This window comes from Pseudomonas sp. A1230, from assembly GCF_044218825.1.
Taxonomy (GTDB): Bacteria; Pseudomonadota; Gammaproteobacteria; order Pseudomonadales; family Pseudomonadaceae; genus Aquipseudomonas; species Aquipseudomonas iridis.
Genome location: NZ_CP162582.1, coordinates 5,646,410 through 5,660,432 on the forward strand (window position 1 = coordinate 5,646,410; position 14,023 = coordinate 5,660,432).

The 14,023-nt window shown below is 59.9% G+C and carries 9 protein-coding genes and 2 pseudogenes; 5 read left to right on the forward strand and 6 right to left on the reverse strand.

Features of this window, described 5'->3' with window-relative positions; genetic code table 11:
• The first annotated feature begins 39 nt into the window (after nucleotides 1-39).
• Nucleotides 40-495: a hypothetical protein gene (locus AB4P97_RS26340; RefSeq protein WP_042557301.1), complete on the forward strand. Its 456-nt coding sequence runs from the start codon at nucleotides 40-42 to the stop codon at nucleotides 493-495.
• A gap of 125 nt (nucleotides 496-620) precedes the next feature.
• Here AB4P97_RS26340 and selO read toward each other — a convergent pair whose 3' ends face one another.
• From selO to AB4P97_RS26365, 5 genes and pseudogenes are all read right to left on the reverse strand, one after another.
• On the reverse strand, nucleotides 621-2,084 hold the full coding sequence (gene selO, locus AB4P97_RS26345; RefSeq protein WP_395601806.1) for a protein adenylyltransferase SelO: 1,464 nt from the start codon (nucleotides 2,082-2,084) through the stop codon (nucleotides 621-623).
• Between the two features lie 48 nt (nucleotides 2,085-2,132).
• Nucleotides 2,133-5,510 carry a mechanosensitive channel MscK gene (gene mscK / locus AB4P97_RS26350; protein WP_042557304.1) on the reverse strand — a complete coding sequence of 1,126 codons (3,378 nt, stop codon included), beginning with the start codon at nucleotides 5,508-5,510 and terminating at the stop codon, nucleotides 2,133-2,135.
• Nucleotides 5,511-5,544: 34 nt separating this feature from the next.
• Nucleotides 5,545-7,287: a potassium/proton antiporter gene (locus AB4P97_RS26355; RefSeq protein ID WP_042557305.1), complete on the reverse strand. Its 1,743-nt coding sequence runs from the start codon at nucleotides 7,285-7,287 to the stop codon at nucleotides 5,545-5,547.
• A 198-nt stretch (nucleotides 7,288-7,485) separates the two neighbouring features.
• Complete coding sequence (locus AB4P97_RS26360; protein ID WP_371042268.1) at nucleotides 7,486-8,358, reverse strand: methyl-accepting chemotaxis protein; 873 nt, start codon at nucleotides 8,356-8,358, stop codon at nucleotides 7,486-7,488.
• Nucleotides 8,359-8,388: 30 nt separating this feature from the next.
• Nucleotides 8,389-9,111: pseudogene (locus tag AB4P97_RS26365) on the reverse strand (MCP four helix bundle domain-containing protein); the annotation flags it as partial.
• 276 nt (nucleotides 9,112-9,387) lie between these two features.
• Between AB4P97_RS26365 and AB4P97_RS26370 the strand changes: the two are divergent.
• The 4 genes and pseudogenes from AB4P97_RS26370 to AB4P97_RS26385 all read left to right on the forward strand — a co-directional run bounded on the left by AB4P97_RS26370 (nucleotide 9,388) and on the right by AB4P97_RS26385 (nucleotide 11,954).
• The gene (locus AB4P97_RS26370; RefSeq protein WP_042557307.1) at nucleotides 9,388-9,618 is read left to right on the forward strand and encodes a hypothetical protein; all 231 of its coding nucleotides are present in this window, start codon (nucleotides 9,388-9,390) and stop codon (nucleotides 9,616-9,618) included.
• Nucleotides 9,615-9,917 carry a cell division protein ZapA gene (locus AB4P97_RS26375; protein WP_047299440.1) on the forward strand — a complete coding sequence of 101 codons (303 nt, stop codon included), beginning with the start codon at nucleotides 9,615-9,617 and terminating at the stop codon, nucleotides 9,915-9,917. Before AB4P97_RS26370 ends, AB4P97_RS26375 begins: the two co-directional genes overlap by 4 nt.
• A gap of 144 nt (nucleotides 9,918-10,061) precedes the next feature.
• Nucleotides 10,062-11,042: pseudogene (locus AB4P97_RS26380) on the forward strand (cache domain-containing protein); the annotation flags it as partial.
• 204 nt (nucleotides 11,043-11,246) lie between these two features.
• Entirely contained in the window at nucleotides 11,247-11,954 is a 708-nt protein-coding gene (locus tag AB4P97_RS26385; RefSeq protein WP_395593818.1) for a methyl-accepting chemotaxis protein, read from the forward strand.
• A 142-nt stretch (nucleotides 11,955-12,096) separates the two neighbouring features.
• On the opposite strand, the gene AB4P97_RS26390 is transcribed toward AB4P97_RS26385, so the two are convergent.
• Nucleotides 12,097-13,899 carry an acyl-CoA dehydrogenase gene (locus AB4P97_RS26390; protein ID WP_042557310.1) on the reverse strand — a complete coding sequence of 601 codons (1,803 nt, stop codon included), beginning with the start codon at nucleotides 13,897-13,899 and terminating at the stop codon, nucleotides 12,097-12,099.
• Between the last annotated feature and the right edge of the window lie 124 nt (nucleotides 13,900-14,023).

The window sequence follows — 14,023 nt, forward strand, 5'->3', positions numbered from 1 at the left end:
TTTTCAGCCGTAGCTGTCAACTAAAGGGAATTAACTGTCATGAGCCACACCCAAGAGGCCGCTGTGCCTACCGACTCCACGCCTTACAAGGACGCGAGCATGAGTTGCGGGCATTGCAACTACACGCTCAAACCGACGTATCACCAAGCGTTCGAACTGGTTCGGTTGCAACCCATCAACTGTTATCAGTGCAGCTCGGATCTATTGCTTGATGAAGCCGACCGTCAGGTGCTGGACAAAAAACTGCATACGGCCACCCGTATCGGTAAGTTGGCGTTGTTGATTCTGGGGCCGTATTTCTTGATCAGCCTGCTCGCGACGCTCTATTTCATGTTCTTTGCCAAACCGCCTTTCCCGGGATTCTCGGGGGTATTGTTTGGCGGCGGGCTAGTGATCGGGTTCCTGCTCAAGAGCGCCGCAACGGACAGCGAAGAGCGCGACTTCGTGCTATTCAAGCAAGGCGAGCGGCCTTCTGCGCACACGCAAGCTGCGTAACTCAACGCTGGCGAGGCCCTGCGACCGCGATTGAGATTCGCGGTCGCACAGACCTGAGCGCTCGCTCTGCCCGCACCAATTGGCAGCGCCGGCGCTCCAATTTGCGCCTGGCCAGTTTGATGCCATCACGACGAACAACTGATCTCCAGATGCTTGCCCCACTCGGGCGGGCGCTCGGCATAGCTTTCCATCCCCGGTTGTTCGTCGAATGGCTTGCTCAACACCGCATACAACCGGCGAACCTCTGAATAGTCCCCTTGTTCCGCCGCATCAATCGCTTTTTGCGCCAGATAATTACGCAGGATGTACAGCGGATTGACCGCGTGCATGCGCGTGCGGCGTTGCTCTTGATCGAGCGCGCCATCACGGGCAACCCGCGCCACATAGCGTTCGCCCCAGGCGTCGAAGCCTTGGATGTCGACGAAGTCGTCACGCAATTGAGCAACGGCCAGTTCTGCGGATTGATCACCGAGCCGGCGGAAGAATAGCGTGTAGTCGACGCCGCTGTTCTGCATCAATTGCAGCAGGTTTTCCAGCAGCAATTGATCGTCATCCTCAGCAGTGGTGAACCCGAAACGACGGCGCATCAGGTCGAGGTAGTGCGCCTGGAACAATGGCAAATACAAGCCAAGTGTTTCGCGCAGGGCTTCAACGCTGATGAACGGCGTCAATGCCTGGGCCAGGGCACTGAGGTTCCATTGGCCGATAGGCACTTGATTGCTGAAGGAATACCGGCCCTGGTCGTCCGAGTGGTTGCAGATGAAGTTGGCGTCGAAGTCATCAAGAAAGGCGAACGGGCCAAAGTCGAAGGTGATGCCCAGGATCGACATGTTGTCGGTGTTCATCACGCCGTGGCAGAACCCGTAGGCCTGCCATTTAGCGATCAGTTCGGCGTTGCGTTCGACGACCTCGCGGAACATCGCCAGGTACGGTTCGGGTTGCTCCAGGCATTGCGGAAAATGCATCGCCAGCACATGCTCGCCGAGCAACTTCTGCTCCTCGGGACGCTTGGTGTAATAGAAATATTCGAAGTGGCCAAAGCGGATATGGCTCGGCGCCAGACGCAGCACCATCGCGGCGCGTTCCTGCTTTTCGCGCCAGACCGGGGTGTCGGAGCCGATCACGCAGGCTGCGCGCGAGGACGGAATGTTCAGCGCGTGCAGCGCTTCGGAAGCGAGGAATTCACGGATCGACGAACGCAGCACGGCGCGACCATCGCCCATGCGCGAAAACGGCGTCTGCCCTGCGCCCTTGAGGTGCAAGTCCCAGTGCTCGCCGGCCGCGTTGTAGACCTCGCCGAGCAATAAGCCGCGACCATCACCCAGTTGCGGCGTGTAGCCGCCGAACTGATGTCCGGAATAAACCATCGCTCGCGGCTCGGCATCGGCCCACAGCTTGTGGCCGCCGAACAGTTCGGCAAACTCTTGCGTTTCGGCGGTGGCCGGCTCTAGATCCAGCAGGGCGAGCGCTGCGGGACTTGCGACGACCAGACGAGGGTTGTCGATCGGCTCGGGCAGCACGTGGGCGGAGAATGCATCGCCAAGGCGGGCGAAACGATTGTCGAAGGTCAGTTCGTCGAGGGCTTTCAAGGGCCGGCTCCAGCAGAATGTCCGAGCATTCTGCTGGGATTAACCGGGTTAGTCGAGTTTGGTCGGTGGCGGCTCTTGCAAAGGCTCTTGTGGCGAATCTTGCAGCGGTTTTTGCTCGGCGCCAACCGGCACGATGGTTTTGGTCTCCGCTTCGATGGGCACCAACTTGTATTCCTGGCCATGCAGGTTCTTCAGGTAAACCTCCATCTGGCGGAACGAGATGTTGATGTGCTGCTTCTTGAACTCGCGGTTGATAAAGCGGTTGACCTCATCAAGCACCGGGTTGCGGTCGCCCAGATCGCGTACGTGCATGCGCAGTTCGTGGTCGAGGGTGCTTTCGCCGAAGTTGAGGAAGTACACGAGCGGTTCCGGCTCCTTGAGCACGCGCGGGTTTTCCCGGGCGGCCTTGAGCAGCAGCTCCTTGACCAGATCCAGATCGGAACCGTAGTCGACACCGAGTTTGAGCGTGACTCGGGTGACGGTGTCGGTCAGCGACCAGTTGATCAGTTGCCCGGTGATGAACGTCTTGTTCGGGACAATGATGTCCTTGCGGTCGAAGTCGGTAATGGTCGTGGCGCGGATGCGGATCTTGCTCACCGTGCCCGACAGGTTGCCGATGGTGATGGTGTCGCCGATCCGCACCGGGCGTTCGAACAGAATCATGATGCCGGAGATGAAGTTGGCGAAGATCTCCTGCATACCGAAACCGAGGCCGACCGACAGCGCCGCCACCAGCCATTGCAACTTGTCCCAACTCACCCCGAGGGTCGACAGGGTCGTGACGAAGCCGATGCCAGCGATCACGTAGGACAGCAGTGTCGTGGTCGCGTAAGCACTGCCCTGCGCGAGATTGAGTTTTGACAGCACGAACACTTCGAGCAGGCCGGGCAAGTTGCGCGCCAGGGCAAAGGTGATGCCAATGATGATCAGCGCGCCAAGCATGTCGCCGATGCTGATCGGCACCATGCTCATGTTGGCGCCGGTGCCACTGGTGTATTCGTAAAGGGTGATGTTGTCGAGGTACGAGAATACCGAGATCAGGTCCGACCAGACCCAGTACAGCGCCGCGATGAAACCGCCGAGCAGGGCCAGACGGATCAGGCGCAGGGACTGTTCGTTGACCTTTTCGATGTCCAGGGTCGGCTCTTCAATTACGGCTTCGCCTTCGCCGGCCTCTTTCGCAGCCTGGCGCTTGGCCAGGGCACGCTGGTAGGCCAGACGCCGTGCGGCAACGCTGAGGCCGCGAACGAAGGTCGCTTCGATCACCAGCCAGAACATCAGCAGATAGAGCGTATTGATCAAGCGATCGCTGAGTTTCAGCGCGGTGTAGTAGTAACCAAAGCAAACGGCTACGAACAACGCGATTGGCAGCAGGGTAAACATCACGCCAAGAGCCTTGCGGAACAGCGAGGTGTTTTGGTGGGTAGGGCTGCTGATCAGCAGACGGCTGAGCAGCCATGCCATCAACGCGTAGCAGGTCAGCACCACCGGCATGCCGAGGACGTCGTCGGCCAGCGCCGCTGGCTGCAATTCCGCGACCGCGACCACTGCCACCAGTGCCATGACCACCAGGCCGAGTCGACGCACCCAGCCTTGCAGGAATTCGACCTGGGGTTTTTCCCAGCGGAAGTGCAATTCGGCCACGCCGCCTGGCGCCAGAATCCGGTAGGCGGTGTAGAACACCAGCCATGCCTGACCCATTTGCAGCAGCGCCGCGCCCATGTTGGCGTTCTGTCCGCGGGCGTCGATCTGCAAGGCCAGGCCGCACAGGCCCAGTCCCAGCGCCACCGGCATCGCCAGCAGAATATTGATCAGGATCGCCTGCGGCGTGTGCCACTGGCTGTCGCGTTTGAAGTGGCCGATGTCCTGGTGAACCTTGTTCAGGCGCCCATACAGACTCTTGCGCCGCCACAGCAACGCGCCGATCAGCAGCGCCAGCGGCAGGAACAGCAACGGGCGCTGGGTCAGACCGTCGGTCAACTCGCTCAGGCTGGAAGCCCACGGCAACGTATCGACCTGACGCTTCAGGCGATCCGGCACGCCGCGCATCCACTCCAGGTCCAGCGGCTTGTTGCTGGGAATCCAGAACATCTGCTCGTCGAGGGTCGCGCGCAGGCTTTGCGCGGTGCTCAGCAGTTGCTTCTGGTTGAGTTGCAGGGTGATCGATTCGTTGAGCATCGCGCTCAATTCGCGGTTGAGCCGCTCCAGCAAGTCGGCGCGCGTGTTGGCCAGGTCCAGCAGGCTTTTGCGCAGCTGCGGCGTAATCTCTTCCGGCGGCTGGGTAGTCAGCAGGTTGTCCACATAGGACGCCGGATTGCTCAGCAGTTCACGCTGCTGGCTGACATCAAACTGATACAGGCGGATGTCGGCGATCTGATCCGCCAGATCACGGTCGACCTTCAGGCGGGGCAGAGCCTGTTTCTGTTTGTAGAGAATCTTCGACAGCAGCAGGCTGCCCTTGAGCACGGCAATCTGCTCGTCGAGGGCGGAGTCGCTCTGGGTCAGAGTGTCGAGTTGCTGTTTGGTTAGCAGGTTCTGCTGAGTGACTTCGTTGAGACGATCGGTACTCTTGAGCAGGTAGTCCGAGAGTTTGAGGTTGGCGGCGCTTTCAGTGGCGAGCAGGCTGCTGCTGCCGGCCTTCTGTGCCTCGATCGATTGCTGGGTGACGGTTTCCTGAGACTGCGCCAGACGCTTCTGGTTGATCAGGGTCTGCAGTTCCTGGATCTCGCGGTCGAGGCGGTCGGATTTTTCGGACAGCAGGTCATGTTGAGCGTTGCCCAGATCCTGCAACTGGTTATTGCCGGCCAGTTCCTGGCGGCGCAACGGTATCAGCGCGTTCAGCGCCGCCAGCTCGGCATTCAACTGGTCGCGCTGCTCGGCGCTGACCGTCTTGCCCGCTTCCTTGCCGGACTTGAGGATGTTGTTGATCTGTTGAATGCGCGTCTGGCTGGCGGAAATTTCTGCCTGAGCCCGCTCGGGACGAGTCTGCGCGGTGATGATCAGGCTGTTGGCCTCGGCCAGGGCTTTTTGCAGATCACTTTGCTGGGTCGAGCGATCCGTCAGGATTTGCTCCAGCTGCTGGATCGACTCCTTGGGGAAGCGCTGGGTCACCGGTACCACCGCAGTGGCCTTGAGACGCGTCAGTTCGCGGGTGCTCTCGATGGTCTGCCGGGGCGCGGAGGCCAGTTGCTGCTTGAGATCGATCAGCTTCTGTTCGTAATCACGCTGATTGTTCAGATGATTGAGCGTGTTCTGCAGGACAGTTTGCAGAGTCTTTTTATCGGCATCCGGCAGTTTACTGTCGGCGAGCTTGTCGAGGCTGGCCTGCACGGATTGGCTCGACGGTGGTTCGGCGGCGTACAGCGGGCCGACAGTAAGACTCAGGCCCAGAAGGGCCGCGACGAAAAAGGAGCGCAGGGTAGGCATAGAGACCGGTCAAGCAAGTGATAGTGGACGCAGTTTAGAGGAAGAGTCCGGGGCCCGGGCGACTTCCTTCGGGGAATCTGACGCCCACTTTAGCAATCTTGTTCCCGTCCATGACCGCCACCGTCCAATGGGTGTTGTTCCACTCCACCTGGTCACCCACGATCGGCGCCCCCCCGACCTTGTGGGCAATGAAGGTGCCCAGGGTCATGTCCGGATCGATGCCTTCGGCCGGCAAGCCATAAAGCGCGGCAACCGCTTTAAGCTGGGCGTCTCCTTCGAGCACGAAGTCGCCGAAGAAACGCAGGTCGAGCCCACGTTGCGGCGCCTGGCTGAACAGTTTTCCGAGCGCCGGCAAGTTGTGTTCATGGCCGATAACACACAGCAAATCATCGACTTCCAGCACCGTACTACCCGACGGATGGAGCAGTTGCTGGCCACGAAACAGCGCGGCGATGCGCGTGCCTTCGGGCATTTTCAGCTCGCGCAGGGGCGAACCGATGCACCATTTCTCCGCGCCGAGCTTATAAACGAACAGCTCCCACTCGCTGGTGATGTGCACTTCCAGTGCGGATCGCGAAATCGGCGCAGGCTCCGGCGGTACGGTGACCTTCAGCAGTTTGGCGACCCACGGCAGGCTTGTGCCCTGCACCAGTAGTGACACCAACACGATGAAGAAGGCGAGGTTGAAGTACAGCTGCGCGTTCGGCAGCCCGGCCATCAGCGGGAACACCGCAAGAATGATCGGTACCGCGCCGCGTAGGCCAACCCAGGAAATAAAGACTTTCTCGCGGCCATGGAACGCCTTGAACGGCAGCAGGCCGACCATCACCGACAACGGCCGCGCAAAAAGAATCATCCACAGCGCCAGGCCGAGGGCGGGCAGGGCGATGGGCAGCAAATCGTGTGGCGTGACCAGCAGCCCCAGCACCAGGAACATGCCGATCTGCGCCAGCCACGCCATGCCATCAAGCATGTGCAGGATGCCGTGACGGCTGCGCACCGGGCGGTTGCCGATCACCAGGCCACACAGGTACACCGCGAGGAAACCGCTGCCGTGCAAGGCGTTGGTCAGGGCAAACACCACCAGACCGCCAGCGATCACCAGAATCGGATACAGGCCGGCGGCGAGGTTGATCCGGTTGACCATTTGCAACATCAACCAGCCACCGCCGAGCCCGACCATGCCACCGATACCGAACTCGCGGATCAGGTGGGTCAACAGGCTCCAGTGCAAACCGGTCTGGCCGCTGGCGAGCATGTCGATCAGGGTCACGGTGAGGAACACCGCCATCGGGTCGTTGCTGCCGGATTCGATTTCCAGGCTGGCGCTCACCCGTTCGTTCAGGCCCTTGCCGCCGAGGAGCGAGAACACCGCCGCGGCGTCGGTGGAGCCGACGATGGCGCCGATCAGCAGGCCCTGGATCAGGTTCAGGTCGAACAACCAGGCCGCTGCCATGCCGGTCAGTCCGGTGGTGATCAAGACTCCGACCGTCGCCAACGACAGCGCCGGCCACAACGCCACGCGGAAACTTGATACCCGCGTGCGCAAGCCGCCGTCGAGCAGGATCACCGCCAGCGCGAGGTTGCCGACCAGATAAGCCGTGGGGTAATTGTCGAAAATGATCCCGCCGCCATCGACCCCGGCGGCCATGCCGACCGCGAGAATAATGACCAGAATCGGAATGCCGAGCCGGGAAGAGAGTGAGCTGACAAGAATGCTTGCGCCTACCAGCAACGCGCCGATCAAGAACAGGCTGTTGATGGTCGTCGCATTCAAAGGCAGTACTCCAGAAGCGTAAAGACGGGCGCAAACTGACCATGCAGTCTGCGTGCCAGCGATTCTAACCTGTTGAAATGTGGTGATGTCAAAAAGGTTTTTGGTAGATCAAAAGATCGCAGCCTGCGGCAGCTCCTACAGGGTGTACATCAATCCCATGTAGGAGCTGCCGCAGGCTGCGATCTTTGCTCTTGGCGATTAAAGGCTGAACCGCCCAACCATATTGTTCAGATCCAGCGCCAGCCGCGACAGCTCGTTACTCGCTGCACTGGTCTGATTCGCGCCGGTCGCCGATTGCACCGACAGATCGCGGATGTTCACCAGATTACGGTCGACTTCCCGCGCCACCTGCGCCTGCTCTTCAGCGGCGCTGGCGATTACCAGGTTGCGTTCGTTGATCTCGACGATGGCGGTATTGATGGTGTCCAGCGACATCCCGGCGCCACGGGCGATGTTCAGCGTCGACTCAGCACGCTCAGTACTGTTGCGCATCGAATCCACAGCGTGTTCGGTGCCGCTCTGAATGCTGCCGATCATGCGCTCGATCTCGCTGGTCGACTGCTGTGTGCGATGGGCCAAGGCACGCACTTCGTCCGCCACCACCGCAAAACCACGACCGGCCTCACCGGCACGCGCGGCTTCAATCGCGGCGTTCAGCGCCAGCAGGTTGGTCTGATCAGCCAGGCCACGAATCACGTCCAGCACCTTGCCGATGTCACGGGATTCATTGGCAAGATCGCCGATCAGGCTCGCCGTGCTCTGCACGTCGGCGCTCATGCGTTCGATGGCGCTGACCGTTTCCTGCACCAGATCACGGCCGTCGCCTGCTGACGTGGTGGCGTTCTTCGAGGCTTCCGAGGTGCTTACCGCGTTGCGGGCGACTTCTTCGACCGCGCTGGTCATCTCGTTGACCGCCGTAGCCGCCTGTTCGATTTCGTTGTTCTGCTGAGTCAGGCCGCGGGCGCTTTCGTCGGTGACGCTGTTGAGTTCTTCTGCGGCCGAGGCAAGTTGCGTGGCCGAACCGGAAATCCGCTGCAGGGTGTCGCGCAGCTTCGATTGCATCTTGGCCATCGCCGCCAGCAGGCGTCCGGCTTCGTCGCTGCCGTCGACGTGGATCGGCTGCGTCAGATTGCCTTCGGCGATGGTCTCTGCCGCTTCCAGTGCTTTGGAGATTGGCTTGGTGATGCTGTTGGTCAGCAACCAGGCGAACAGTACAGTCAGGCCGCTGGCAATGATCAGCAGAGTGACCACCAGGTTGAACGACATGGAGTACTGGTCAGACGCACCTTTATCAGTTTCGGCGATTTGCTGGGTGTTGATTTCCAGCAAGCGCGCCAACGCGGCATTCACCGCTTCCGAATTGCTCAGCAAGTCGCTATTGAGCATCTGCCGCAGTTCATCGATCTGGTTGTTGCGCGACAGGGTTTTCATCCTGTCTTCCAACTGGCGGTACTGCGCGAGCAATTGCACGTACTGGTCGTAAGCCGAGCGTTCCTGTGGGCCGTCGATCATTGGCTCATAGGCGCGTTGCGCGTCGGCGATCTGCTTGTTGCGCAGTTCGAAGAGCTCGAAGGTTTTTTGCTGGACGTCCGGTTCACGGTTGATCAGCAAGCGATACGACAGCACCCGAAGACGAAGCGTCAGTTGAGTGAATTCGTCCAGGGCCTTGATCGATGGCACGCTCTCGGTGGCGATGTCTTCGCCTGCCGCGCGGATTTTGTCCATCTGGTTCAGGGCGAACACACCAAGAATCAACATCAGGCCGCCGATCAGGGCGAAACCAGTGAACGCCCGGGGGGCGATATTCATATTGCGGAGGGACATGGGCGGGTACCGAAAAGGGCCGCATCCATGCGGGCTGAGACTGCTAATGCATGACTTATCGGTCAGGCAAATGAACTCTTTAGTTCATGTGCGGATTTGTCGCACCCCGCTTTGAGCGACGAAGTGCAGGAACCAGATTGGCAGATCACAGTCTTTTAAACTCGCGAGAACGGTCGGCCGTCAGGAAAATCAAGGCTTTGCGCCGGTTTAAACCTAGCGTCCACGACGACTTTTCTTTATCGTACGCGCCCTTTGAAAAACGCTTGGAAGATCAAAATGTTGGAAGCATCCCTCAGCCAGTTGGAACAGCTCGTCAGCGACCTGGTGCAACAGAACCAGACCCTTTCGCAAACCAACCAGACCCTGTCCACGGAACTGGCCCAGGCCAAGGATGAAAACGAAAGCCTGCAACTGAACCTGATGGAACAGGAAGAAAAACACGGCGCCACCGCCGCGCGCATTCAAGCCCTGGTTGATCGCGTCAACGCAGGTCCTGTCAGCGCATGAGCCACCACACAGCAGGGGTAAAAGTTGTCTCCATTCTTGGGGAGGACTATTCGATCAAGGCGCCGGCCGGGGAAGAACAGACCCTGCTGGACGCCGCACTCATGCTCAAGGCCGCGTTGGCGGACACCAAAAGGAAATACCCGACGCTGATCGGCGACCGCCTGCTGGTGCTGGCGGCGATGAATCTGTGCTCGCAGCAGATCGAAATGAAGAAACAGCACCAGCAAGAACTCGACCGTTATCAAGAGCAAGTCAGCGCCACGGTCGACACCATCGCCAAGACCATCAATCAGGGTTGATGGGGTTGCGCACAACCAAAGAATAGATTGTCGATTGAGTTGTATACAATCGGCACGGCTGTTGCATTGTTTCGGCCACTTATTCTTTGGGGGTGCTCCATGCATTTGTGGCGACGCAGTATTCAATGGCAGCTGATTCTCAGTATGGGCACCGCCCTGCTGGTCAGCATCCTGATCGTGGTTGGCATTTATACCCTGGTGGTCAACCGCCTCGCCCAGAGCTATCTGGTCGAACAAGCGCTGCCGTCGAGCATTGAAGCGACGCGCAACGATATCGAACGCATCCTCATACAACCGCTGACCGCCGCGAAAGATATCGCTAGCAATTCGATGGTGCGCGACTGGCTGGCCGCCGGTGAAGACAGCAGCAAAACGGCCGGCTTCGCGCAGTATCTGGAAGGCATCCGCGCCGAACATAAAGCATTTACTGCTTTGATCATCGGCACTGAATCCAATCACTACATCAGCGAAAAAGGCCTGGATCGCACGCTCAGCCGTACCAAACCGGCCGACGCCTGGTTTTACTCCTTCCTCGACAGCGATCAGCCGCGCACCCTCAATATCGACAACGATGTGGCGACGGGAGAGCTGGCGCTTTTCATCGATTTGAAGGTCGAACAGGCTGGCAAAGTCGTCGGTGTGGCGGGCCTTGGGTTGAGCATGAAAGAGCTGTCGGAGCTGATCCATAATTTCAGCTTTGGTGAGCGCGGCAAGGTCTATCTCGTGCGTTCCGACGGTTTGATCCAGGTTCATCCTGAAGCGCAGTTCAGTGGTAAACGCACCTTGAACGAGCAGATCGGCGCCGAAGCGGCGCAAGCGGTCATGGGCCAGAAAGTGGCGACGAATCGCTCATTTCAGCGCGACGGCGAGGATTTCCTCGCTTTCAGCCTGCCGTTACGCGATCTCGGCTGGACGCTGGTCGCCGAAGTGCCGCAATCGCAGATCTACGCCGAAGCCCGCAAGGCGATGTGGATCAGCGGCGCAATCGGTCTGGCAGTGGCGCTGGTATGCCTGCTGCTGGTGGTGTGGCTGGCGCAGGGGCTGGTGCGGCCGATCCGTCAGGTAACAGCCGCGTTGGTGGCAATCGGTAGCGGTGGGGGGGATTTGACCCATCGGTTAGATTCCAGTCGTGCAGACGAGTTGGGTGACCTGGCGCGCGGCTTCAATCGCTTCCTCGACAGTCAGCGCGAAATGATTGGCGAAGTCCTGACCACCAGCGAGCGCCTGCGCACGGCGGTGGGGCAGGTGGCGAAAGTGGTGGAAAACACTGCCGAGCGTTCCGGTCGCCAGCAGGAAATGACCGACATGGTCGCCACGGCTGTCCACGAAATGGGCCTGACCGTGCAGGAAATCGCGCAAAACGCCGGCAACGCCGCACTCGCTTCGCAAAACGCGCGGGATGAAGCCATGCAAGCGCGGGAAGTGGTGGGCGGCTCGATTCGGCACATTGAAAGCATGTCCGATGAAATCGGCCTGGCGGCCGGTGCGGTGGGTGAACTGGCGCAGCAAGTGGCATCGATCGACTCGGTGCTGGCGGTGATTCGCGGCGTCTCTGAACAGACCAATTTGCTCGCCCTTAACGCGGCTATCGAGGCTGCCCGGGCGGGTGACATGGGGCGTGGTTTTGCTGTAGTAGCCGATGAGGTCCGCACGTTGGCGCGACGGACCCAAGCGTCCACCGACGAAATTCAACTGATGATCGGCAGCCTCAAGCAGGGCGCGGAAAATGCCGTGTCATCGATGCGCACCGGGCAAGCAGCGACGGGCACTGGGGTCGAGTCGAGCCAGCGTACCGGTGCGTCGCTGACGGCAATCACCGGGCAGGTCGAGCGCATCAGCGACATGAACCATCAGGTGGCGACCGCGACCGAAGAACAGTCAGCGGTGACTGAAGAGATCAACCGTAACGTACAGGGTATTTCCGATCTGGCCCGGGCGACGGCGGGGGAGGTTCGGGCGTGTCGCGAGGATTGTCAGATGTTGCAGCGTCTGGCGGATGATCTGGCGCGGCAGATGGGTGGGTTCAGGTTGAGCTGATGTCCTGTCAGTTCCGCCCCCATCACGGGCAAGCCCGCTCCCACAGGTATTGCGGCGTGTTCACATGGTGCGTGAACACCACAGAACCCTGTGGGAGCGGGCTTGCCCGCGAAGACGGTATCAGCCGCACGCATAATCCAGATCAGAACCAAGCATCCTGCATCGCCAGGCACGTATCATCCCGCGCCTCCAGCAACGCCAACTCGTGGTGACAGCCCGGCACTTCCCACGTCAGGAAATACCGCGCCGCCTGCAACTTGCCCTTATAGAAGTCGGCGTCCGCGGCATTGCCCTTGGCCAAGCCTTCCTCGGCGCGAATAGCCTGCTCCAGCCAGCGCCAGCCAATCACCGTGTGGCCAAACACTTTCAGATACAGCGCCGAATTCGCCAGGCTGCTGTTGACCTTGCCCTGGGCAAGATCGGTCAGCAAACCGATGGTCACCACTTGCAGGCGCGCCACCAGTTTTTCCAACGGCTCACGTAGTGCGGTTAATGATTCGTACGCAACAGCGCGTTCAGCGGTGTCGGCGATCAGCCGCACCAGTTGCTTCAAGCCTGCCCCACCGTTCTGCGCCAGTTTGCGCCCGAGCAAGTCCAGCGACTGAATGCCGTGGGTGCCTTCGTGGATCGGATTCAAACGGTTATCGCGGTAATACTGCTCAACCGGGTATTCGCGGGTGTAACCGTGGCCGCCGAGAATCTGGATCGCCAGTTCGTTGGCCTTGAGGCAGAACTCCGACGGCCAGGATTTGACGATGGGTGTCAGTAAATCCAGCAGTTCATGGGCGTGCTTGCGCTCGGCTTCGGTTTCCAGTGTTGTGGTGTCATCGAACAACCGCGCCGCATACAGCCCGAGGTCAAAGGCACCTTCGACGTAGGACTTTTGCGTCAGCAGCATGCGTCTGACGTCGGCGTGCTGAATGATCGCCACGGGCGCAGTGGTTGGATCCTTGCTGTCCGGCACCCGGCCTTGCGGACGTTCGCGAGCGTACTCCAGCGAATACAGGTAACCGGCGTAACCGAGCATCACCGCGCCCATGCCGACGCCGATCCGCGCCTCGTTCATCATCTGGAACATGTAGCTCAAACCGCGATGCGCTTCACCGACCAGATAGCCGACACATTCACCGTTATCGCCGAAGTTCAGTGCGGTAGACGTCGTGCCACGCCAGCCCATCTTGTGGAATAGCCCGGCAAGCAGCACATCGTTACGTTGGCCCAGGGTGCCGTCATCATTGACCAGAAACTTCGGCACGATGAACAGCGAGATACCTTTTACCCCCGGCGGCGCGTCTGGCAGCTTGGCCAGCACCATGTGCACGATGTTTTCCGAGAGCGGATGATCACCGCCGGAAATAAAGATCTTGTTGCCCTTGAGGCGATAGGTGCCGTCGGCCGCAGGCTCGGCGCGGGTGCGAATATCCGACAGCGAAGAGCCCGCGTGCGGCTCGGTCAGGGCCATGGTGCCGAAGAAACGGCCGTCGATCATCGGTTGCAGGAAGCGCTGCTTCTGTTCATCCGTGCCGAAGCTTTCGATCAGGTTGGCCGCGCCCATGGTCAGGAACGGGTACGAAGTCGAAGCAGCATTGGCCGACTGGAAATGCGCGAAGCAGGCTTGCGACAGCAGTGTAGGAAGTTGCATGCCGCCGGCGTCGAAACTTCTCGCAGCGTTGAGGAATCCGGCTTCGAGAAAAGCGTCCACCGCCGGTTTCACCTCGGGAATCAGAATCGCCTGACCGTTCTCGTAGCGCGGCTCGTTCTCATCACCCTTGCGGTTGTGCGGCGCGAAGTATTTCTCGGCAATGTTGCGGGCGGTGCCAATGGCGGCATCGAAGGTCTCGCGGTTGTGCTCGGCAAAGCGCTCACGCCGGGTCAGGCCCTCGGCATCAAGGACTTCATACAGCTCGAAAGCCAGATTGCGGGAACTGAGCAGCGTCTCGGACATGGCGGCCTACCTGAAATTGGGGTTGGGCCGAGTCTAGGCTTGCTGATAAACACTGAACAGGAAGATTGATAAGCGTGATGTTGGGCTAGAGCGCCGACTTAACAAACACCCCAAAACACTGTGG